The organism is Streptomyces sp. NPDC059866 (assembly GCF_042731325.1).
GTDB classification, from domain to species: Bacteria; Actinomycetota; Actinomycetes; order Streptomycetales; family Streptomycetaceae; genus Streptomyces; species Streptomyces flavusporus.
Genome location: NZ_JBHWJT010000070.1, coordinates 1 through 21,725, shown reverse-complemented (window position 1 = coordinate 21,725; position 21,725 = coordinate 1). Strand labels below are relative to the sequence as shown.

Annotated in this window: 17 protein-coding genes and 4 pseudogenes; 14 read left to right on the top strand and 7 right to left on the bottom strand. The window is 69.3% G+C overall.

The window, feature by feature from the left end; all coding sequences use genetic code 11:
- The 6 genes and pseudogenes from ACFV7R_RS44755 to ACFV7R_RS44730 form a co-directional block, all read right to left on the bottom strand.
- Positions 1-352 (bottom strand): annotated as a pseudogene (locus ACFV7R_RS44755) (RNA-guided endonuclease TnpB family protein); the annotation flags it as partial.
- Positions 353-469: 117 nt separating this feature from the next.
- A complete protein-coding gene (locus ACFV7R_RS44750) occupies positions 470-736 on the bottom strand; it encodes a hypothetical protein (RefSeq protein ID WP_385275881.1) in 267 nt (88 codons plus the stop codon).
- A complete protein-coding gene (locus ACFV7R_RS44745) occupies positions 733-936 on the bottom strand; it encodes a transposase family protein (protein ID WP_385275878.1) in 204 nt (67 codons plus the stop codon). Before ACFV7R_RS44745 ends, ACFV7R_RS44750 begins: the two co-directional genes overlap by 4 nt.
- Positions 937-1,026: 90 nt before the next feature.
- Positions 1,027-2,532 (bottom strand): DNA repair protein RadA, encoded by a 1,506-nt coding sequence (gene radA / locus ACFV7R_RS44740; RefSeq protein WP_385275875.1) that lies wholly within the window; start codon positions 2,530-2,532, stop codon positions 1,027-1,029.
- 5 nt (positions 2,533-2,537) lie between these two features.
- A complete protein-coding gene (ruvB, locus tag ACFV7R_RS44735; RefSeq protein ID WP_385275872.1) occupies positions 2,538-3,689 on the bottom strand; it encodes a Holliday junction branch migration DNA helicase RuvB in 1,152 nt (383 codons plus the stop codon).
- A gap of 232 nt (positions 3,690-3,921) precedes the next feature.
- Positions 3,922-5,128, bottom strand: a pseudogene (locus ACFV7R_RS44730) (RNA-guided endonuclease InsQ/TnpB family protein).
- A 422-nt stretch (positions 5,129-5,550) separates the two neighbouring features.
- Here ACFV7R_RS44730 and ACFV7R_RS44725 point away from each other — a divergent pair.
- The 12 genes and pseudogenes from ACFV7R_RS44725 to ACFV7R_RS44670 all read left to right on the top strand — a co-directional run.
- Positions 5,551-6,051: pseudogene (locus ACFV7R_RS44725) on the top strand (RecB family exonuclease); the annotation flags it as partial.
- Positions 6,052-6,258: 207 nt separating this feature from the next.
- Positions 6,259-7,197 (top strand): ATP-binding protein, encoded by a 939-nt coding sequence (locus ACFV7R_RS44720; RefSeq protein ID WP_385275869.1) that lies wholly within the window; start codon positions 6,259-6,261, stop codon positions 7,195-7,197.
- Positions 7,194-7,706 carry a hypothetical protein gene (locus tag ACFV7R_RS44715; protein WP_385275866.1) on the top strand — a complete coding sequence of 171 codons (513 nt, stop codon included), beginning with the start codon at positions 7,194-7,196 and terminating at the stop codon, positions 7,704-7,706. The genes ACFV7R_RS44720 and ACFV7R_RS44715 overlap by 4 nt, the downstream gene beginning before the upstream one ends.
- 179 nt (positions 7,707-7,885) lie before the next feature.
- Entirely contained in the window at positions 7,886-8,470 is a 585-nt protein-coding gene (locus tag ACFV7R_RS44710; RefSeq protein WP_385275863.1) for a hypothetical protein, read from the top strand.
- A 146-nt stretch (positions 8,471-8,616) separates the two neighbouring features.
- Positions 8,617-9,081, top strand: a complete 465-nt coding sequence (locus ACFV7R_RS44705) for a single-stranded DNA-binding protein (protein WP_385275860.1) — start codon at positions 8,617-8,619, stop codon at positions 9,079-9,081.
- Positions 9,082-9,111: 30 nt separating this feature from the next.
- Positions 9,112-9,417, top strand: a complete 306-nt coding sequence (locus tag ACFV7R_RS44700; RefSeq protein ID WP_385275857.1) for a hypothetical protein — start codon at positions 9,112-9,114, stop codon at positions 9,415-9,417.
- 177 nt (positions 9,418-9,594) lie between these two features.
- Positions 9,595-10,626, top strand: a complete 1,032-nt coding sequence (gene recA / locus ACFV7R_RS44695; protein ID WP_385275854.1) for a recombinase RecA — start codon at positions 9,595-9,597, stop codon at positions 10,624-10,626.
- A gap of 203 nt (positions 10,627-10,829) precedes the next feature.
- Positions 10,830-11,795, top strand: coding sequence for a hypothetical protein (locus ACFV7R_RS44690; protein ID WP_385275851.1), 966 nt, complete (start codon positions 10,830-10,832; stop codon positions 11,793-11,795).
- A gap of 206 nt (positions 11,796-12,001) precedes the next feature.
- A pseudogene (locus ACFV7R_RS44685) lies at positions 12,002-12,817 on the top strand (RecB family exonuclease); the annotation flags it as partial.
- A gap of 686 nt (positions 12,818-13,503) precedes the next feature.
- Positions 13,504-14,676 carry an exonuclease SbcCD subunit D gene (locus ACFV7R_RS44680; protein ID WP_385275848.1) on the top strand — a complete coding sequence of 391 codons (1,173 nt, stop codon included), beginning with the start codon at positions 13,504-13,506 and terminating at the stop codon, positions 14,674-14,676.
- An 18-nt stretch (positions 14,677-14,694) separates the two neighbouring features.
- Positions 14,695-17,127, top strand: a complete 2,433-nt coding sequence (locus ACFV7R_RS44675; RefSeq protein ID WP_385275846.1) for an AAA family ATPase — start codon at positions 14,695-14,697, stop codon at positions 17,125-17,127.
- Positions 17,128-17,526: 399 nt separating this feature from the next.
- On the top strand, positions 17,527-17,949 hold the full coding sequence (locus ACFV7R_RS44670) for a hypothetical protein (protein WP_385275843.1): 423 nt from the start codon (positions 17,527-17,529) through the stop codon (positions 17,947-17,949).
- 77 nt (positions 17,950-18,026) lie between these two features.
- Here ACFV7R_RS44670 and ACFV7R_RS44665 read toward each other — a convergent pair whose 3' ends face one another.
- The gene (locus tag ACFV7R_RS44665; RefSeq protein WP_385275840.1) at positions 18,027-18,791 is read right to left on the bottom strand and encodes a calcium-binding protein; all 765 of its coding nucleotides are present in this window, start codon (positions 18,789-18,791) and stop codon (positions 18,027-18,029) included.
- 829 nt (positions 18,792-19,620) lie between these two features.
- Here ACFV7R_RS44665 and ACFV7R_RS44660 point away from each other — a divergent pair.
- Both ACFV7R_RS44660 and ACFV7R_RS44655 read left to right on the top strand, forming a co-directional pair.
- Complete coding sequence (locus ACFV7R_RS44660) at positions 19,621-20,334, top strand: GntR family transcriptional regulator (RefSeq protein ID WP_385275837.1); 714 nt, start codon at positions 19,621-19,623, stop codon at positions 20,332-20,334.
- Between the two features lie 36 nt (positions 20,335-20,370).
- Positions 20,371-21,537: an NAD(P)/FAD-dependent oxidoreductase gene (locus tag ACFV7R_RS44655; RefSeq protein ID WP_385275834.1), complete on the top strand. Its 1,167-nt coding sequence runs from the start codon at positions 20,371-20,373 to the stop codon at positions 21,535-21,537.
- The last annotated feature ends 188 nt before the right edge of the window (positions 21,538-21,725 follow it).

Here is a 21,725-nt window from a genome sequence, read left to right as displayed (position 1 = left end):
TCGTCGTAGGGCTGCGCCCCGTCCGGCCGGAAGGCGATCGGCTTCTCGGTGGCCCTGCGGTACCGCTTCGAGCCGGGTTTCCCGAGGTTCCCGGCGTTCAGGTTCGCCTTCAGCGTCGCGTAGGCGTCGCAGGTCTTCTTGATCACGTGCTGGGCGGCCTGGCCCCCAGGTTCCACCGCGCCTTCACCTCGTCGTAGGTGAGCCTGCGCAGCGCGAAGTTGTTCTTCACATCGTTTTCGAAGGCCACCTCACTGGCCCAGGTGGCCGCCTCGTTGCAGGCGTGCAGGGTCGCCCCAAGTGCCGCCGCCTGCACGGGCGTCGGCAGCAGCTTCACCTGCACGACCAGCTTCACACCCGCGACGCTACCCGGCACTCGGCGGCCCCTGCATTCGAACACGGAAAACCGGCCATCCGCCCAGGCCTCTCCCCGCGCTCCGCGCCGGATAGCCACCGCGGTGCTCCGCACCGCTCATTTCAGGATGCGATTCCTCCCGGGCGTGAACGCCCGGGGTTCCTCGCAAGGATCCCGTTGAAAGCGGAACATCGCCTGTATGCGCTCCCACCTCTGGCAGTGATCGCCCGGACAGTTCCTAATCGCGCAGGGCAGCAGCGCGGCCAGCCGCGCCCCGGGCAGCCCCGGGGCGACGATGCCGATTGCCGTCAGCAGCCGGCGCAGCAGCGGGGTACGCCGCTGGTAGCGCTCGGTCAGGCCGTCGACCTGCTCCGCGAACGTCACCCGTGCACAGGACGCTTCGTCGCAGAAAGTCGGCGCACCGTCAGCGTGATCTCGACGCTCTGCCCGCCGACCGTGGTGTCGGCCAGGCGCCGCCGGTAGACGCTGTGCCGGCGCGCCGAAACCGTCCCGCACGACGGGCACGCGACCGGGACATCCCGTGTCTGTGCCTCGATGTCTAACCGGTTGCCCTGCGTACTCACTCACTCCACCTGCACCGCGGCAAGGTACGGCAGGAGCTGCTTCAACAGGTTCTCACACAGCCCGATCGTCTCGGTCGAAGTGACGGAGCGTCACGGGCGTACAGGGGCAGGGACCGCCGTCACGAAAATCTTGGAAGAGCCGCTTTCCATGTCCGCTGTCACTGGTTCGAGGGCATCAGAAGAGGCGACTTCGGCGGCCGACTCCTCACCCGCCGGGATCTCGGGCGGGGGGAGTGCGCGTAGGGCGTCGCCCATGTCGGCCACTTCGGTGACCTTCATCCCGGCCGGGATCTTGCCCGGGTCGGCGGGCACGAGCGCGTGGGTGAAGCCGAGCCGGGCCGCCTCGGCCAGTCTGCGCTGTACCCCGGTGACCCGCCGGACCTCGCCCGCGAGGCCGACCTCGCCGATCGCGACGAGGTTCTTCGGCAGCGGGGTGTCGCTCGCCGCGCTGGCCAGGGCGAGGGCGACGGCGAGGTCGGCGGCCGGCTCGGAGAGCTTCACGCCGCCGACGGTGGCGCTGTAGACGTCACGCTTGCCGAGTTGGGCGATCTTCCCGCGCTGCTCGAGGACGGCGAGCATCATCGACACCCGCGAGGTCTCCAGGCCCGAGGTGGTGCGGCGGGGCGAGGGGACCTGCGACTCGACGGTCAGTGCCTGGACCTCGGCGACGAGGGGCCGGCGCCCCTCCAGGGTGACGGTCAGGCAGGTGCCGGGTACGGGCTCGTCGCGGCGGGTCAGGAAGAGGCCGGACGGATCGGCGAGGCCCGTGATGCCCTCGTCGTGCAGCTCGAAGCAGCCGACCTCGTCCGTCGTCCCGAACCGGTTCTTCACGCCGCGGACGAGGCGGAGGCGGGCGTGCCGGTCGCCCTCGAAGTACAGGACGACATCCACGAGGTGCTCCAGGAGGTGGGGGCCGGCGATGGCGCCGTCCTTGGTGACGTGGCCGACCAGCAGCGTGGACAACCCGCGCTCCTTGGATGCGCGAATGAGGGCTCCGGCCACCTCGCGGACCTGGGCCATGCCGCCCGGCGCCCCGTCGATCTCCGGGGAGGCCACGGTCTGCACCGAGTCCAGGACGAGGAGGGACGGCTTGACGGCGTCGAGGTGGCCGAGGACCGCGGACAGGTCGGTTTCGGCGGCGAGGTAGAGGTGGTCGGAGAGCGCGCCGATCCGTTCGGCGCGCAGGCGCACCTGACTCGCGGACTCCTCGCCCGTGACGTAGAGGGCGCGCTCCTGCTCGGACGCGGCCTTCGCCGCGACATCGAGGAGCAGCGTGGACTTGCCGACACCGGGCTCCCCGGCGAGCAGCACCACGGCGCCGGGTACGAGCCCGCCCCCGAGCACGCGGTCCAGCTCGGGCACGCCCGTGCTGCGGACGGTGGCCTGCCGGCCGTCCACCTGGCCGATGGGGAGCGCGGCGGTGGTGACCCGGCCGGGCGTCGTCGTACGGACCGCGGGCGCGTCGTACTCCTCGACCGTGCCCCATGCCTGGCACTCGGGGCAGCGGCCGAGCCACTTGACGGTGGTCCAGCCGCACTCGGTGCAACGGTAGGACGGGCGGCGCCCGAGAGGGAGGCGGGAGGTGCGAGCGGCCATGGGTCTCACCGTTGCGGGGGCCGCTGCCGAGGCGGTGGTGGGGCGGTGTGCCCCCCGGAGCCCGCGCCGAACAGATCCTGCTGCCCCGGACCCGCACCGATGTACTGCGGCGGTGCGAGGCCCAGGTGGGCCCAGGCCGCGGGGGTGGCGACCCGTCCCCGGGGCGTACGGGCCAGCAGCCCCTCGCGCACCAGGAACGGCTCGGCGACCTCCTCCACCGTCTCGCGCCCTTCCCCCACCGCGACTGCGAGGGTGGACAGGCCGACCGGTCCGCCGCCGAAGAGGCCCAGCAGCGCGCCGAGCACCGTCCGGTCCAGCCGGTCCAGGCCACGGCTGTCAACCTCGTAGACCGCCAGGGCCGCGGAGGCGACCTCGCGGGTGACCACGTCGTCGGCCTTGACCTGGGCGTAGTCCCGCACCCGGCGCAGCAGCCGGTTGGCGATGCGGGGGGTACCGCGGGAGCGGCCGGCGATCTCCGCGGCACCCTCGGGTTCGATCACCACGTCGAGCAGCCGGGCGGAGCGGTGGATAACCCGCTCCAGCTCGGCCGGTGCGTAGAACTCCATGTGCGCGGTGAAGCCGAAGCGGTCGCGCAGCGGGGGCGGCAGCAGGCCTGCGCGGGTGGTCGCACCGACGAGGGTGAACGGGGGCAGCTCCAGGGGGATGGCGGTGGCGCCGAGGCCGGTACCGACCACGACGTCGACGCGGAAGTCCTCCATCGCCATGTAGAGCATCTCCTCGGCGGGACGGGACATCCGGTGGATCTCGTCGAGGAAGAGAACCTCACCCTCGGTGAGGGAGGAGAGGACGGCGGCGAGGTCTCCGGCGTGCTGGATGGCGGGCCCGGAGGTGATGCGGAGCTGGGCGCCCATCTCCGCAGCGATGATCATGGAGAGGGTTGTCTTGCCGAGGCCCGGAGCGCCGGAGAGCAGCACGTGGTCGGCGGTCGCGCCGCGGGCGCGGGCGGCGCGCAGCACGAGGTCGAGCTGCGCGCGAACCCGCTCCTGGCCGATGAACTCGTCGAGGTCCTTGGGGCGCAGCGCGGCCTCGACGGGCCGGTCCTCGCCGTCGGCGTCCGCTCCGACCAGCCGGTAGACCGGCTCCGCCGCGGTGGGCCGGCCGGGGACTGTCTCACTCCTGGTGTCGTTCTGGCTCATCGTCGTATGGTCATCGCTTATTCGAATACCAGTTCGAAGAGGGCTAGAATCATGCTAAGTACAGATGAAGGGAGTAATCAACATCTTTTAGACAGAAACTTGCTCAAGTCGCGGTGATCGGCGCTGCGAGCGGCGCAAGACTCCATCCGCCTGCCCGTACAGCCTGTACAGCCTGTACAGGGTCGTTCGGCTCCTGTTTGAAACCTCCCCCTAAAGGGAGGGGATTCCTGACTCAGGCTGCCTGGCCGCACGGCGTGCGGTCAGGTCTTACACCCTCAGCATCAGCCGGGTTGAGACCAGCCCGGACCAGCATCACGCGGGCGGAGTTCTTGTCTCTGGGCGAGACGGCTCCGCACACGGTGCAGGCATACGTTCTCTCCGAAAGAGGGAGTGCGTGCTTGGTTCTCGCTCCGCACTGCGCACAGTCCATGGTGGTGTGCGCGGGGTTGACCAGGTGCACGATCCGGCCGTGCTTACGGGCCATCTCCCCCAGCGCCCGTTTCGCCGCGCCGATCGAGGCGTCAGCCGCCTTGCGGGCCATGGTCGACTTCGCGAGGAAGCGCGGCCGGAAGTCCTCCACGGCCAGGGCGTCATGATCGCGCACGACATGCTTGGCCCACTTGCGGGCCGTGCCCTCCCGCTGCCGGGCCACCTTCCTGTGGGCCTTGGCCCGCAGCCGCTTCGCCTCCCGGTACCCCTTCGAGGCCGCCTGCCCCTTCTTCGGCTTGCGCCGGGCCACCATGCGGTCGTACCGGGTCAGCTTGGCCCTGGCCTTCTTGCCGTGCTGGGGGTGGGGAAGGTCGTGCGCGTCGGATGTGGTGGTGGCGATCTCCTTGCCACCCCGGTCGATACCGATCACGCGTCCCGTTTCGGGCAGCGTCCTGGTCGCGGCCGGGACGACGAACGAGCAGTACCACGCTCCGGTGGCGTCCTGGTACACGCGCCCCGAGGACGGTTCCTCGGGGCAGGTCCCGCGACCACACCACCCGCAGCACGATCCCGCCCGCGAGGTGCAGCAGGCCGTCTTTGAGGCGGAAGCCCCGCTGGGTGTAGTTGAGGGTCGGCCGCGCCTCGCGCTTCTTCTTGTACTTCGGCATCCCGGCCCGCTGCCGCTGAGGGAGCAGGTCCTTGATGTCCTTCAAGGCTTTGGCGCGGGATTTGCCGAAGTCGCGTATGAGCTGCTGCTGCAAAACCGACGATCCCGCCCGCAGCCACGGTGTCCGACTGCGGGCCTCGGTCAGCATCTTGTCCAGCCGCGCCGGGCCGCACTTCTCGTCTCCGGCGTGCGCCTTCTTCGAGCGGGCCACGCATTCGTTCCACACCCAGCGGCAGCGCGCCCACTCCGCGTCGAGCGCGCGCGCTGCGCCGGCGGGCACACGCAACCGGAAGGTGTACCGGGCGTGTCCGGCCCCCTCACTGGTCTGCGTGTCCGTCGTCATGGCCCTGAACCTACCTGGGAGGTACGGCAGTTGAGAGCTCTTGCTCCGTATGGGCTGCCTCACCACCGCGATGGGTGGACGGTTCCTCGCCCAGGAGGCGAAACCCCTTTTCCTGCCCTGCTCCGCAGGGGTCCGATTTCTCCCCGGCCTGAAGGCCGGGGCCTCCTCGGAGGTTCCAGGTGACATCAGCGACACGCAGCCCCGCGTCGACCTCACGGCCGTGCGCGGTCCGGTGGACTTCCGTCCGGTGTGCAAGGAGCCGGACGATGCCGGTACCACGGCCATACTCGCCGTCGTCGACGTCGCCGCGCGGGTGTTTCCCGGGACTTCCGGAATCGGTGACCACGATATGGAGTGTGCGGTGGTCGAAGACCAGGACAGCGTCATGCCGGCGCGCGTCCGCGCCGGGCGGCATTGGCGGGATGAAGTTCTACGCCCTGGTGCTGTGGCGGCTGCGCGGCACCCTGCCGCGCCGCCTGCAGCTGGTCTACCTCGGCAGTGGGGACGTGCTCACGTACGACCCGGCGGAGGGCGATCTGCGAGCCGTGGAGCGCAAGCTGCTCGCGCTGTGGGCGGCGATCCGGCGGGCCACGGCGACGGGCGACTGGAGGCCGTGCCCGAGCCGGCTGTGCGACTGGTGCGCCTATCGGGCGCTGTGCCCGGCCTGGGGCGGCACCCCGCCGCCCTACCCCCTGGCCGCGGACCGGTCGCGGAGGATGAGCGCCCGACCGCCGACGCCCGCTGAGGCCGGACCGCTCACCCGCAGCGGCCCGCCCGGGGAAACACCACCAAGCGGCCGACATGCCGCCATCCCCGCGGTGGGAGGCCGCACGCGGGCCGGGCCCGGCAGCTCGAAACACGAAGGTGGATGTGTTCGGCCACGACATGGGCGTAAGCAGGCTTATTTTAGCCCCTGGCACTGACAATTGGTGCGTTTGGCAAGTTTTCTTAAGAGAAGTGTTGATTACGTCCCTCATGCATGTTTAGTGTGATGTTTCGGACAGTCTTCGAACTGGCATTCGAACAAATGACGGCCGTGTGGGTGCACGTCTTGCCGTTGGTGAGGACCGTGTCCTGTCCCTTCCCAAGCCCACCCCGAACCGCCGTCCGATACGCCATGGGAGGACGGCGTGAGCAACTTCACCTTCACCCCAGCCACCAAGGAGCAAGCCAAGGCCCGCATCGCGTTCACCGGGCCCACCGGATCGGGCAAGACCTACACCGCGCTCGTCACCGGCACCGGACTCGGCGACCGGATCGCCCTGGTCGACACCGAGCACGGCAGCGCCGCCAAGTACGCCGACGAGTTCGCCTTCGACACCCTCCCGCTCACGACGTTCCAGCCCACCGCGCTCGTCGAGGCGCTCGCGGTGGCCGCTCACGACGGCTACGACGTCATGATCGTCGACTCACTGAGCCATTTCTGGTCCGGCAGCGGCGGGATGTTGGAGCAGGTCGACAATGCGGCCAGGCGCGTCGGGGCGGGCAACAGCTTCGCCGGCTGGAAGGAGGCCCGCCCCCTGGAGCGGACGATGATCGACGCCCTGCTCGCCTATCCCGGTCACCTCATCGTCACCATGCGCACCAAGACCGAGTACGTCGTCGAGGCCGACGAGCGCGGGCGCAAGGTACCGCGCAAGGTCGGGCTCAAGCCTGAGCAGCGGGAGGGCATCGAGTACGAATTCGACATCGTCGGCGACCTCGACCACGAGAACACCCTGGTGATCTCCAAGTCCCGGGCGAAGCCGCTGTCCGGGACGGTGCTCCACAAGCCCGGCGTGGAGTTCGCCGAGGCCGTCCTCAACTGGCTCAAGGCCGGCAAGCCTGCCAAGTCCGTGTCCGACTACCTCACGGCGGCCACCGCGCCGGACGCCACCTATGAGGACCTGCGCGACCTTTACGAGGAGGCTCGCCGGCACAACCTGCTCGGCTCCGCCGTCCTGGACGGCGGGGAGACCCGCACGCTGGGCGAGCTGATCGTGCGTCACGGCACCGAGGCGGCGAAGAACCGTGTCGCCCAGGATGTCGAGTCCACGGCCGGGAGGGGACAGGAGGGTCAGGCCGCATGAGCCTCAAGGACCAAGCCACCCGGGTCGCCGTGCTCAGGGTGCTGCGCGACGCCGTGGACGCCGAGTACGAGGCCGCCCGCCGCACGGTGCTCGACGGACTGCGCGCGGTCCGCGCCGAGCTCGACCTCAAGTCGATCCGGGTGACCCTGCCGGACAACACGCCCATCGCCACCATCACTCTCATCGACCCCCGGCCGACGGTCGTGATCGCCGACGAGCAGGCCTTCCTCACCTGGGTGGTCGAGAACCACCCCAGCGAGGTGGAGACGCTCACCCGGGTGCGCCCCCGCTGGCAGCGGGAGTTCCTCGCCCGGCTCGCCTGTCTCGAGCCGGTCACCGACCCGTACACCGGCGAGGTAATCCCGGGACTGGCCGCGACATCGGCGCCCCCACCGCGGTCGTTCAGCCTTCGCCCCGTGCCCGGCGGGCCGGAGGAGGTCACCCGCGCCTGGCGCAGCGGCCGGATCGACCTACGCCAACTGCTCGCCCTCGACGGCGGTACGACATGACCACCGTCCTCTCACCACTGGATCGCCGAGGTCGGCCATCTGGGCCGCGGTGGCTGAACACCCTGAACACCCAAGGACAGGTTGCCGCACCTGCGGCGCCACCCCGTACGGGTGTCGCGAGGGCGGCGGCGCGAGGGCTCGCCGCGGCGCCCGGCGCGTCATGGCCGGAAGGAGACGCCGTGACACCGACCGAGACGGCACGGCTCGTCGCCCTGGTCACCGCGATGTGCCCCTCGACGCATCCGGAGGAGACCACGGCGCAAGCCTGGCACCTCCTCCTGGCCGACCTGGATGCCACCGACGCGTGGACGGCCGTGATCCGGCTGGGCCGGCAGCGGCACCACATCGCCGCCGCCGACATCCGCGCCGAGGTGCGTGCGATCCGCAACGAGCGGCTCGCCCGCGCCCCGCTGCCGCTGCCGGACACCGACCCGGACGACCCGCGCCGCTACCGCGCGGAACTCCTCGCCATCGTGGACGCGATCGCCTCGGGCAGGCGGATCGACCGGGCGCCCGTCACCCCGGCCGATCCGCCTCCCCGCCGCTCCGACCCGAAGCACAACGTCAACTCGAAGCGCGACCTGCGCACCCGCTCCCTTCGCGTGCCCTGCCCCTGGTGCGGGGCCGCCCCCGGCGGCCCCTGCGTCGTCCCCCGGCTCGGCATTCCGCTGAGAAACGCCCCCGCCCACGAGGCACGGCTCATCGCGGCCGGACTCGCCAACTCGGGCCGAGAAAGGGCGGGAAAGGACACAGAAACGCAGTGAATCCGACGACCGCCTCGACCCGCAGTGCGGCGTACCCCTTCGCCGACACGCCGCGCGAGTCCCACCCACCCCCGGCACCCACCATCTCGAACGCCGTCTCGAACAGATACGGGTGAGGGATCACCCGTCGCACGAGAGGAAAAGCCATGGTCGGTGAAACCATCATCACAGTGGTCGGCAATCTGACCGACGACCCCGAGCTACGCCTCAACCCCGACGGATCCACGGTCGCGCACTTCGCCGTCGCGTCCACGCCCCGCACCTTCGACCGGGAGACCAGGCAGTGGAGGGACGCCGAGACGCTGTTCCTGCGCTGCTCGGCCTGGGGGCAGACGGCCAGGCACGTCGCCGAGTCCCTGACCCGCGGTACGCGCGTCATCGTCCAGGGGCGGTTGAGTCAGCGGACGTACGAGACCAAGGAGGGCGAGCGCCGCACAGTGGTCGAGTGCGGGGTCGACGAGGTCGGTCCCTCGCTGCGGTTCGCCACCGCGCAGGTCACCAAGGCCCCCCGCGCGAGCGTCTTCGCCGGCGCCAGTCCACCCGCCGACGACCTGTTCGCCCAGAACGACGGCGAGCCGCCTACCCCCCGGCGAGGCGAGGAGCCCTTCTGACCGATGGGAGCACCACAGAGGCTGATCGGCATGACCACCCCCACCCCGACCGACCCCCGCGCGACCTGGACCCCCCAGGCTGCGCTCGGTTTGACCTGCACCGATTGTCATCCTGAATACAGGGACGACAACCGGGACGACGACTCCCGTATCCGCTCGGAGGCCTCCATCGAGACGGTCCTGGACGGACGTGAGGGACACGGCCTCCCAAGCCTCCCCGAGGACCCGACCGACGAGCTGCCATGGAGAGAGGAGCCGGCCGCCGCCGAAGCGTCCGGAGGGAGGACGGCAGCGTCGCCTGAGCAACCTGCGGCAACCAGCAAGACCACGGACTGACGGCAGCCTCACGAGTCGGCGCCGAGACGGTGAGACAACGCCGGAGTGATGCGACACCGGCACCATCGCCCCGAAGTCCGCCCGGACCGCTGCAGAACCGACCCCCCAGGCCGCCAGCGCGGCGACCCGGGGCCGTCGGCCGCAATGACACGCCACATCCCATCCAAGGCGGACACCATGAGAGAACAGGACCGCGAGAGGGCGCTCGAGCTCGCCCTCATCCAGATCGAGAAGCGCTTCGGCAAGGGCTCGGTCATGTGCCTCGGCGATGACACCTGGTCCCCTGTCGAGGTCATCCCCACCGGGTCGATCGCTCTCGATGTCGCCCTTGGCATCGGCGGCCTGCCCCGCGGGCGGGTCGTGGAGATCTATGGACCGGATGCCTCGGGCAAGACCACTCTCGCCCTGCACGCGGTGGCCAACGCCCAACGCGCCGGCGGCACTGTGGCGTTCATCGACGCCGAGTACGGCCTTGACACCGAGTACGCCAAGAGGTTGGGCGTGGACATCGGCGCCCTGCTGGTCTCCCAGCCCGACGACGGCGAGCAGGCCCTGCAGATAGCCGACACGCTCATCCGCTCCGGCGCGCTCGACCTGATTGTCATCGACTCCGTCGCCGCCCTGGTGCCGCGCGCGGAGATCGAGGGCGAGATGGGCGACTCCCATGTCGGCCTCCAGGCCCGGTTGATGAGCCAGGCCCTGCGGAAGATCGCCAGTGCGCTCGGCCACTCCAGGACCACGATGATCTTCATCAACCAGCTCCGGGAGAAAATCGGCATCATGTTCGGCTCGCCGGAGACGACGCCCGGGGGCCGGGCGCTGAAGTTCTACGCCTCCGTGCGCTTGGACGTCCGCCGGATCGAGACGCTGAAGAACGGGACCGAGGCGGTCGGCAACCGCACCCGCGTCAGGGTGGCCAAGAACAAGTGCGCACCCCCCTTCAAGACGGCCGAGTTCGACATCCTCTACGGGCAGGGCATCAGCCGCGAGGGCGGCCTGATCGACATGGGCCTGGAGCACGGCTTCCTCTACAAGTCCGGCGCCTGGTACACCTACGAGGGCGACCGGCTCGGCCAGGGCAAGGAGAGCGCCCGCAACTTCTTCAAGGACAACCCGGACCTGGCCGACGAGATCGAGAAGAAGATCAAGGAGAAGCTGGGCATCGGGGTGGGACCGGACACTGTCCCCGCAGCCTCCATCGAGTTCTGACCGGCGCAACCCCCTTCCGAAATCCGCCTGTCCGGACTCTGTGCCCCTCAACAGGAATCCGTTGAACCAGGGAGGGGGATGCGCGATATGTGTCCTGCGCTGGGAGGGCAGCGTGTGACGATCGTTCGCGATCGACCGGCGAGGACACCACACGCGCATGAGCCGCATTGCCAGAGACGCTTCCGGACGCCAAGGAGCAGCACGTGAGCGACACCGCTTCGGCCATTCGTCGCGTCTACCTCCACTGTGAGTTCCTTCCCGCCGATCCCACCGTCCGCGGCCTGGTCTCCATCGGCCTCACCGACGACGCCGGCTGTGACTACTACGCCATCAACAACGGCATGGACGTGAGCGCCGTGCTCGACATCCCGTGGATGGTCGGCAACGGGTGGCCCAACCTGCCCCGGTGCACTGTCGACGGCTATCCCTGTCTCCTCGACCGCACCCATCCCGACGTCAAGCTCCTCGAGGAGATACGTGACGACGTGGCGAAGTACTTCGCCGACGGTTCCCCGGAGACCCATCTGTACGCCTACTACGGCGGCCAGCACATCTGGCGTCTGCACTCCCTCTGGGACCACGGCCGGCCGCCGATGCCGCCTGCGGTGCCGCGCTGGTGCCACGAGCTGCGGTCCCTCGTCGTCCAGGCCGGCGACCCGCCACTGCCGGAGCGGGCCGGCGGACAGCACCACGCGCTGACGGACGCCTGCTACAACCGCACCCTGCACGAGTACTTGCTCTCGTCCTCTCCACCTGCTCGCAGTACGACGACGACGGCTTCCGCCCCGCAGCCTCCACCGGATGCCGCCCCCGACCGGCAGGCGGCCGCGTCCCCACGGACCGAGCGCGTGGACAAGAGCTCTGAGGCTTGCTGGGGGCCGGAAAGCAGCAGCCGTCATCCAGGCCGGCCGGTAACGAGAGGGGAGCGACTGACGCGTTTCCCCACCCGTCAGATGCACTCCCTTGTCTGCGACGCCTGTGACTACGTCTACGACGAGGACGGGGACGGCCTCGTGGTGTTCGACAGCCCGGAGGCGGCCGCGCAAGAGGTGCTGTGGCACCACTGGAAGTTCCTCTCCGACGGGCGAGTGATGTGCCCGAGTGATGATGGGGAACACCAGGCCATGTATGACGAGTTGATGCCGCCCGAGCCGGGGGTCGGTGGGTAGGCCGCGACCGACGAGGAGACGTGCCGATGAAAGCGTCGACGGATGGGCAGCCGTGCCGGCAGATCGCACGCGGAACGAATCGGCGTAGGGTCGGAGGTGTGCAGCCGTTCGAGACCTCCGGTGCATCGACCGCGCCCTCGCTCGCGGCACCTCGGTCCGGCGCCGAGCCGCCGTCGTCGCTGTCGCCGTCACGCGCGGGCGACTTCATGACCTGCCCGCTACGCTACCGGTTCCGGGTGATCGACCGGCTGCCGGAGAAACCGAACGAAGCGGCCACGCTGGGCACGCTGGTGCATGCGGTGCTGGAGCGGCTCTTCGACGACCCGGCGGTGGAGCGTACGGCCGCGCGCGCCCGTTCCCTGGTCGCGGGCGAGTGGGAGCGGCTGCTGGCGGCGAAGCCGGAGCTCGCGGAGCTGTTCGCCGAGGAGGGTGGGGCGCCCGTCCCGGAGCGGGTCGCGCAGTGGTTGGCCAAGGCGGAGCAGCTGGTCGAGCGGTGGTTCACGCTGGAGGACCCGACCCGGCTGGAGCCGGCGGAGCGGGAGCTGTTCGTCGAGACGACACTGGACTCTGGGCTGACGCTGCGCGGGATCATCGACCGGGTGGACGTGGCGCCGACCGGCGACGTGCGGCTGGTCGACTACAAGACGGGCAAGGTCCCCCGGCCCGAGTACGCGGCGGACGCCCTGTTCCAGATGAAGTTCTACGCCCTGGTGCTGTGGCGGCTGCGCGGCACCCTGCCGCGCCGCCTGCAGCTGGTCTACCTCGGCAGTGGGGACGTGCTCACGTACGACCCGGCGGAGGGCGATCTGCGAGCCGTGGAGCGCAAGCTGCTCGCGCTGTGGGCGGCGATCCGGCGGGCCACGGCGACGGGCGACTGGAGGCCGTGCCCGAGCCGGCTGTGCGACTGGTGCGCCTATCGGGCGCTGTGCCCGGCCTGGGGCGGCACCCCGCCGCCCTACCCCCTGGCCGCGGACCGGTCGCGGAGGATGAGCGCCCGACCGCCGACGCCCGCTGAGGCCGGACCGCTCACCCGCAGCGGCCCGCCCGGGGAAACACCACCAAGCGGCCGACATGCCGCCATCCCCGCTGAAACACCGAGGTCAGTGGCGGTGGGCAGCTATGTGGCGGGGGTGAAGCCCCGTTCGACCAGTGCGTCGATGGTTGTGCCGCCATCGCCGTACACGAGGGTGCCGGAGTCCCAGTCCAGCGCTACGTCATCAAGCCCTCGAGCGCGGACGAGCCAGTCGTAGTTCCGCAGGGCGATGATCGTTTCCTCGGTCATGGAACGAGGCTACTGCTCTTGGTCTGGATCTCACCGTCGTGCACTCTGGTCCGCTGTCCCTGCCACACATTCGGCGGAACAGCGGTCGACGGGCGCAACACTGACGGCCTCGATGTGGCTGCGACGATCTTACGCAAGGCATCGATGCGGACATATGAGGTTATTTCTTGAATTTCCACAAAGTGCATTGATTCCCTCCCCCTCTTGACCTAGGCTAACCGCAGCCAGCTAATCAAACAAACGTTCGAAAATGACGGCAGTCTACGGAGGCGCCGCCTCTACCTGTCCCGCCTGGGATGCCGGGCTGTCCCCGGCGCCTCCTCCGGTCAGCGAGTGCGGCGCGGATCCACACCTGGCACCTGCCGACAAGGAGGCCGGCGGCGTGTCACCGTCGGCAACCGCCGCGGAAAGGCGAGGCGCGCGTACATGAAGTTCTTGCACACCTCGGACTGGCACATCGGCAAGGTGCTCAAGGGCCACAGCCGGCTCGACGAGCAGCGGGCGGTCCTGCGTGAGATCGTCCAGGTGGCACGGGATCACCGGGTTGACGCTGTCCTCGTCGCCGGCGACCTGTACGAGTCGTCCGCCCCGTCGGCGGATGCCCAGCAGCTGCTGGTGCGAGCGCTGCTCGCGTTGCGACGCACGGGCGCCGAGGTCATCGCGATCGCCGGCAACCATGACCACGCCGCCACGTTCGACGCCTACCGGCCGCTCATGGCGAGCGCGGGAATCACCTTGGTCGGCAATGCCCGCCCTGCGGCCGACGGCGGGGTGGTGAAGTTCACCGCGCGCTCGACGGGGGAGCCGGTCACCGTCGCCCTGCTGCCGTTCCTGGCCCGGCGCCTTGCGGTACGTGCCGCCCAGCTGGTCACCGAGACGCCTCGGAAGGCCGCAACCGGCTACGGCCGGCTGGTGCGAGACTTGCTTGCCGCGCTCACGGCCGACTTCCGCGACGACACGGTCAACCTGGTGATGGCACACCTGATGGCGGCCGGGGGAAAGCTCGGCGGAGGTGAGCGGTCCGCCCAGTCGATCCTCGAGTACTGGGTGTCGGCCACTGCCTTCCCACCTGACGCCCACTACGTCGCGCTCGGGCACCTGCACCGCCGCCAGTCGCTGCCCGCGCCGTGTCCGGTGCACTACTGCGGCAGCCCGATCACCCTCGACTTCGGCGAGCAGGACAACCCCGCTGTGGTCCTTGTCGTCGAGGCCGAGGCCGGCACACCCGCCCGCATCACCGCCGAGGTGCCCATCAGGTCCGGACGGCGGCTGCGCACCGTACGCGGCACCGTCGACGAGCTGACCCGGCGCGCCGACTCGTTCGGCGACGACTACCTGAGGGTGTTGCTGTGCGAACCAGCGCGCGCAGGGCTACGGCAGGACGTGCAGCGGCTGCTGCCGAACGCGCTGGAGGTGCGCATCGATCCGGGTTTCGCCGCACCGGTACACACCACCAGGCCGTCCCCCTCGGCCGACGGCGCGGAGCGCAGCCCCGCCGAGCTGTTCCACGCGTACTGCGTCGCCCGGGGGATCGCCGACGAACGGGTCGAAGCACTGTTCACCAGGCTCCACGACCAGGCCACCGCCGCGAACGCCTGACGGCGGGAAGGAGCCTCCATGAGGCCGGTACTGCTCGAGATGGACGGCTTCGCCTCATTCCGGGAGCCGACCACGGTGGACTTCCGCGAGGTGGACTACTTCGCGTTCGTCGGCCCGACCGGGTCGGGCAAGTCCACCGTCATCGACGCGATCACGTTCGCGCTGTACGGATCGGTGCCGCGCTGGAACAACCGACGCACGGTCGCGAACGCACTCGCGCCAACCACCAACCGGGGCACGGTCCGGCTCGTCTTCGACCTCGCCGGACACCGCTATGTCGCCGCCCGAGAGCTGCGTCGCGCTGCCGCTGGCAGCGTCGGCGTGAAGAACGCCCGGCTGGAACGACTCGCCGACCCCGACGCGCTCGGCACGCCGGACGACATCACCGAAGTGCTCGCCTCCGATTCCGAGGTCACGCCCGCAGTGGAAAAACTGCTCGGGCTGCCGTTCGAGCACTTCATCACCTGTGTGGTGCTGCCGCAGGGTAACTTCGCCGAGTTCCTCCATGCGCAACCGGCCAGACGGCAGGAAATCCTCGTCAAACTGATGGGTCTGGAGGTCTACCCCCGGATCGCGCAGGCGGCGAACACGGAGGCCGAGAGCGAGAGGCAGCGCGCCGAACTCCTCGCCCAGCAGCTCGAGAAGTTCACCGATGCGACCGAGTGCGCGGAGCAAGCGGCACAGGCCCGGGTGGCCACGCTGGAGGAGGTCGCCGAGCGGGTCCGTGCGACGCTGCCCGAACTCGCGGAGCACGGCGCAGCGGTCACCAAGGCACGGCAGGCGTGCGAGACGCTGACCGCGGAGCGGGACCGGTTGAGGGCGGTCGCCGTGCCGACCGGGTTCGAAGAACTCGGGAAGAGGGAACGCGATGTCAGAACCGCCGATGAGGCGGCCGACGAGGAACTGGCCGCGGCCGAGGCGGCCGACACGGCCGCCCGTGAGCAGCTTGCGGCGGCACCGCTCCGGGCCCCGCTCGAGCAGGCCCGCCGCGACCACATGGAGCTCGACACGATGGAGAGGAGGCTGCTCGCCGCGCAGGCGCTGCAGCGCCACTGCGCCATGACACTCTCCGACGTGACCGCCGCCGAGGAGGAGGCCGAGAGACTCGCCCTGCAGGCGCGCCGGGAGCAGGAGGTCACGGCAGGGTCCCATCTGGCCGCGGCGCTGCGACCGCGTCTGCAGGACGGCGCAGCGTGCCCGGTATGCGGGCAGCGGGTCACGACGATGCCCGGCCCGCTGGTCGCGCCCGACCTCGACATGGCCGAACAGGCACGAGTCCAGGCCGACCGGGAAGTGGAGCGGCTGCGTGACGCGTGGACGAAGGCCTCCAGAGCCGAGCAGCAGGCCACCAGCGGACTCAACGCGCTCACCGGGCGGATCGCCGCCCTGCGTTCCGTCCTCGCCGATGCCCCCACCCTGGAGCAGGCGACCGCCGCATTCGCATGCCGAGAGCAGCTGGAAAGGGCTGCCTACGAGGCGGATGCGAGGCTGCGGCGTGCGCGAGCCGCCAGGGCGAGCGCCGAGCAGGCCACGAGGAGCGTTCGCCAGGAGATGCAGAAAGCCTGGCCGGCGCTTGAGCAGGTGCGCGACCCGCTCGTCGCGCTCGGGGCTCCGGTATTGGACCGTGATGACCTGACCGCGGCGTGGACAGCCCTCGTTTCCTGGGCGGCCGACGCCGCCGCCGCCCGCGAAGCGGCGTTGTCCGGCGCGTACGAAAGGCTGGCGAGGGTCCGTGGAGAGCTCACCACCGCCGAGGGCCGACTCGCCGGCGTGCTCGCCACCCACGAGGTGATCCTCGATACAAGGCGACCGCTCACCGAGACGGCCGAGCCGGCGGTCGCGGCAGCGCTGGAGAGAGCTCGGCAGGAGGCGCAGCGCCTCATCGAACGGCGCAAGCAGGCCGCGAAGTTCGACATGCAGCGGCAGCATGCGGAGCAGAAGCACCAGGTGGCGAAGACGCTCGGCCACCTCCTGCGCGCGGACGGGTTTCCCCGTTGGCTCGTCGCGACAACCCTCGACACCCTCGTCGCGGAAGCCTCCGGGACACTCGCCGAACTGTCCGGCGGGCAGTTCGAGCTGACCCACGACGACGGGAGCTTTCTCGTCGTCGACCATGCCGACGCGGACAGTCGCCGACCGGTCAGGACACTGTCTGGCGGTGAGACGTTCCAGGCCAGCCTTGCCCTCGCCCTGGCGCTTTCGGCGCAGCTGCCGACCATGGCCGCAGCCGGTGCCGCTCAACTGGAGTCGATCTTCCTCGATGAGGGGTTCGGCGCACTGGACGAGGCGACACTTGAGACGGTCGCCGCCACGCTGGAAGAGCTCGCGACGTGCAGGGACCAGATGGTCGGCATCGTCACGCACATCGATGCTCTGGCCGAACGGGTACCGATCCGCTTCGCCGTTCACCGCGGCCAGGGGACCTCTTCGATACAGCGGGAGACACCGTGACCGTGTGGGTGCCGGGAATCCGGTTCTTGCAAGATTTTCGCATGCTGTTGGTGATCTTCGTTGGCTCAACAGCGGGGGTGGACCGTGAAGTTCTGACACAGTCGTTGGAGCGGGGTGAGCGGTCGTGGGGAGCCCGAGGGTGTGGTGCCGGGCGGAAAGTACTCATTGACGACCAAGCCACACCCCGCACGTCCCGAAAGTGGCTGAAATCGATTGGGTGCGGCTCTTCTGAAGGGAAGGCTGAGCTGGAAGAACGCTGATCGGGACGTGGACAGGGCGGTGTCCTTCTACCGTGGCGGTGGAGGAGAACGCCGATGGGGTCGCTGATCGAGGAGCTGGAGGCACGGGAGGTTGCGGCCCGCGTCCCGTGTGGAGGAATTCCAGGCTGAGATAGTCGAGTTGACCGGGCAGTTGGAGGCTGCGCGGGAGATGCTCTCCCGGTTGGTGATCACGAGGGAGACGGTGGCCGAGGTGATGGCCGAGACCTCGCGCGAGGTGGCCGGGACGGGGAACGAGGAGGAGTCTGCCAAGGCCGCAGGGGTGGAGCAGGCGCCGTTCGCGGGGCGGAAGCAGGGGCTTGCGGTGGACGTGCTGCCGAAGACGTACCGGGACATCGTGGAGGTCGTCGCGGACGCGCCGGGGCCGGTGCGGACCAAGCAGATCGTCCCACGAATCGGTCTGCCGACCGAGACCGCGGAGATCGAGGGGACGCGGTCGAAGCTGAAGCGTCTGGTGGAGCGGGGCTGGCTGGACGAGGAGACTCCTGGGCTGTTCACCCCGGCCCGCCGCCGCACGGAGGCTAAATCGGTGAACTCGCGGTAGAAACAGGGCTTTTCTCCCTAGTGCTGGTTTTCTCCGGAGCCGGGGCGCATCGGTTGCTCATGGTGGTGCTTGCCGTATCAGGGGCGTACATCGACGTAGTCGCCGGTGGCCTTGGCCGGGCCGGTGGTGTTGGTGCCGGTGAAGTTCCAACGCCAGTAGCCGTCCTTGACTGCCTTGACCGTGGTGCGCAGGGTGCCGGTATTGCTGGTGTTCACCGTGGCCACCGTGGTGTAGGTGCTGCTGTCCTTCGGGCGGAACTGCAGTTTCACAGCCTGGCCTGCGTATCCCGCATACCGGTAGGTGTCCCAGTTGGCCCGCACGAGCTTGCCGGTGACGGTGATACGAGTGCCCTTGGCCACCGGTTCCGGTGAGGCGTTGACCGTGAGCCGCGCGGCACGCTTGAGCCCGAACGATCCCACGCCGGGGACAAAGACGGAATCGTCGTCGTTGGCGTCGACCAAGGCGTCGACCGACCATGTTCCTGCGTTGGCGTTGGCCAGGTCCACCGGATCGTCGCTGCCCGGGGCCGGGTGGGCGTTGACGGTGAACACCGTCGTGCATGCCGTCGCGGTCTCGCAGAACGCATCGGTGGTGTAGAAACCGCCGTGCGGCCCCTTCAGATCCACATCGGCGAAAGACAGGCCGGAGTCATCCGATCCGGTGACCGTGACCGGGAACACCACGTTGTGCGTGATACCCACGATGACGTCATGTCCGGAGTTGATGGTGGCACCGCTGACCACCGGGTCGCTGGGCGCGGTATCGGACGCGGCATCGGCCGAGGCCCCGATCCCCGCCAGCAGAGCGGCGACGGCCCCCACCACGACACCGCGGCTTGTCACGCGACCGACGGGCTTGCGCCGTTGGGCACGTGCGGCGGCGATGTCGCGCCCGGCGCTTTGTCTGTCGCTAGGTGGTGCGGCGAAGCGGCTCATGAATCCTCCCAGAGATGACAGGTCCTGCTGCGAACCCCACGAGCGACAGCAGTTGGTGGCGAGCGCGGGAGACGGAGGTGTGTCACCCTCTACGACTGCCGAACCGGCCCGATCGTTGCCCCCGCCGGGGCGGGAAACGACCCCCACCCGCCACGGGAGTCGGACAGCAGACGGACAAGGCGACGGGACCGGCACCGCTTCACGAGTGACCACCTGTGAAACGCGCCCTGCATCGCGGATGCCGCGTCTGTCAGGACCAGGTGATCAGGCCCTCGTTGATCGGCAGCCCGGGCGCGTTGCACCGGCTGCCATTCCGGTTCTGTTGGCACCGGCTTCTTCTCAGGAGGGCGGCTGATGAATAGCTCCTTGGCGAACCGACTATTGACCGGTCAATTCACTGATTGTACGGTCTAGTTGCGCGGCGCTGCTCGCCGCGTAGTCAGGCGGGAGACCGACATGACGAATCAGGCAAGGCCCAGCCCCCTGGCACTCGACTGCCGGCTGAAAAGGATCTCCACCGTCGGTACGGCGGCGGCCGCGCCGGGGCCCTGCGCGTCCTCCGCGAATCGGCGGAGGCGGGTCCGATCACCCGTCATCGGCGTTCCGGAGAGCTCCAAAGGAACCCGCGCCGGCTCGTCTCCAGGGTCACAGCGCCCCGCCAACAAGGCGCGGATGCCGAGGAACTGGCTGGTCAACTCACTATTCCCAGTCAATTGACCGAATGTACGGTCCAAGCATGACCGTCCCACTTTACGTGCAGATCAGGCGAGAGATCGAAGCGAAGATCCGGGCCGGGGGTCTGCCCCCTGGCGCGCGGCTGCCGACCGAGAAGGACCTCTCCACCCAGTACGGCGTCAGCCGTGCCACGGCCCAACGGGTCCTCAACGACCTGGCGGAGGCGGGACTGGCGATCCGCCAGCGGCGCCACGGAACGTTCGTCGCGGACGTGACGCGGCAGATCAATCTGCTCAACTTCGTCACCCCCACAGCAGCCGCAAAGGGCACACCGGGCAGACACGAAGTCGTTTCCGCACGGATCGTCAGGGCCGCCGACGCCGTCCTGACACTCCCCGGTTCCTCAGCCGACACGGCCGTAGTGGAACTGGTCCGCCGCAAGCTCGACATACGCGAGGAGCCACAGTCCGTCGAGCGGCACGTCGTTCTCTTCGCAGTTGCCCCCGACCTACTGAACGAGAACCTCGAAGACCTCGTCACCCTCCCGTATCTCCAGCGCAGAGGAGTACCGATCGACGCGATCCGGGTCTACCTCGACCCGGTGACCCTCGATGAGCACGACGCCACATTGCTGCGCAGCGAGATCGGAACACCTGCGCTGATGAGGCGCAGGGAGTTGCGTGCCGACGACGGAAGCACCGTCGAGGTGGTCACGACCATCGTCCGTCCGGGAACCGCCGAGTTCTTCCTGGAGCTTCCCGTCCCGGCCATGTGAGCAGCGTGTCGCTGCCAGAAAGGAAGTGCGCAAACAATGAAGGTCATCATCATCGGTGCCGGCGTGCTGGGGTTAAGCGTCGCGAGGCAGCTTGCCGTCGCCGACGAAGACGTTCTCCTGCTCGATCAGTGGGGAGCCGGCACCGGTACGACCGCGACCACCTTCGCCTGGACCAACTCCAACCGGAAGCCGGACCCGGACTACCACCGGCTGAATCTCGCAGGGATGGAAGAGCACGCCAGGCTCGCCGAGCAACTGCGCGGCGCGCCGTCGTACTTCCCCAGCGGGGCGCTGCAGTGGGCGGACGCCGCCAGCGAGCAGTGGCTCGCCGACAACGTGGAACGACTGCAATCCCTGGGCTACCCCGCACACTGGGTCACGCCGGACGAAGCAACGCGGATCGCGGGCGACCTCCGGATCCCGGCGACCATAACGTCCATCGCGCACTTCCCCAGCGAGGGATACGTTCTGCCGGATCTCTTCGTGGGCAGCTTACTGGCGGATGCCGAGCAGCACGGAGCCAAGTGCGCGATCGGCGAGGTCGTGGCCATCGACGACAGGCCTGATGGAGTGTTCGTCACCCTGGCCGGAGGCGAGATCTGTAGCGGTGATCGAGTCGTCCTGGCGGCAGGCCGCTGGACAGAAAGGCTCGCCGCACAGGCCGGGATCGACGTTCCCATGGTGACGGATGCCGGTCGCGGAGCGCCGACCGTCGGTTTGCTCGGGTACGCCAGGTCACCGGAACTCGACCTGCGCTGTGTGATCCACAGCCCCGGCCTCAATCTCCGCCCTGCGGCCGGTGGACATGCCGTCCTGCAGGCTCTCGATCTCAACGCTGACGTCGATCCGGAAGACCCTCCGTCCGCAGACGGGGACATCGCGAGCACCCTCGCTCGGCGGTTCTCTGCGCTGCTGCCCGACCCGAGCCGGGCGCCGAAGATCGACCTGCGTGTCGGCTTCCGGTCACTGCCCACGGACGGCCACACCATCGCCGGCTATGCCTCCGTGCAGTCCCGCGTCTACTGCCTCGTCTCGCACAGCGGGGTCACCTTGGCGCCGATCCTGGGACGCCTGGTCGCGACCGAGATCACAACTGATCAGGAACAGGACCTCCTGCGGGCCTTCCGGCCCACCCGATTCACCGGCGTACAACGCTCGGACACCGAGGTGGATCAACACGCCACCAGTCTGGGTGAGCAGTAGCCGACAGCCCCACCGCGATTCCCGGAAGGCCTGACCGACCTGGAAAGGCGCTCGCCCTGGTGCGGGGCCGCCCGTTCGACGGCAAACCGTTCCTACTGAGCTCTTCGGGTTGTTGTCGGGTGGAGGGTCAGTCCGGTGCCGACAAGGCAGCCGTCGACGAGGTCGGGGCGGAGCTGAATGTGGCGCAA

Excerpts from the sequence above, each read along its gene's own strand:
- radA (WP_385275875.1), bottom strand. The coding sequence starts at position 2,532 with ATGGCCGCTCGCACCTCCCGCCTCCCTCTCGGGCGCCGCCCGTCCTAC.
- ruvB (WP_385275872.1), bottom strand. The coding sequence starts at position 3,689 with ATGAGCCAGAACGACACCAGGAGTGAGACAGTCCCCGGCCGGCCCACC.
- ACFV7R_RS44715 (WP_385275866.1), top strand. The coding sequence starts at position 7,194 with ATGAGCCTCAAGGACCAAGCCACCCGGGTCGCCGTGCTCAGGGTGCTG.
- ACFV7R_RS44705 (WP_385275860.1), top strand. The coding sequence starts at position 8,617 with ATGGTCGGTGAAACCATCATCACAGTGGTCGGCAATCTGACCGACGAC.
- ACFV7R_RS44700 (WP_385275857.1), top strand. The coding sequence starts at position 9,112 with ATGACCACCCCCACCCCGACCGACCCCCGCGCGACCTGGACCCCCCAG.
- recA (WP_385275854.1), top strand. The coding sequence starts at position 9,595 with ATGAGAGAACAGGACCGCGAGAGGGCGCTCGAGCTCGCCCTCATCCAG.
- ACFV7R_RS44680 (WP_385275848.1), top strand. The coding sequence starts at position 13,504 with ATGAAGTTCTTGCACACCTCGGACTGGCACATCGGCAAGGTGCTCAAG.
- ACFV7R_RS44675 (WP_385275846.1), top strand. The coding sequence starts at position 14,695 with ATGAGGCCGGTACTGCTCGAGATGGACGGCTTCGCCTCATTCCGGGAG.
- ACFV7R_RS44660 (WP_385275837.1), top strand. The coding sequence starts at position 19,621 with ATGACCGTCCCACTTTACGTGCAGATCAGGCGAGAGATCGAAGCGAAG.
- ACFV7R_RS44655 (WP_385275834.1), top strand. The coding sequence starts at position 20,371 with ATGAAGGTCATCATCATCGGTGCCGGCGTGCTGGGGTTAAGCGTCGCG.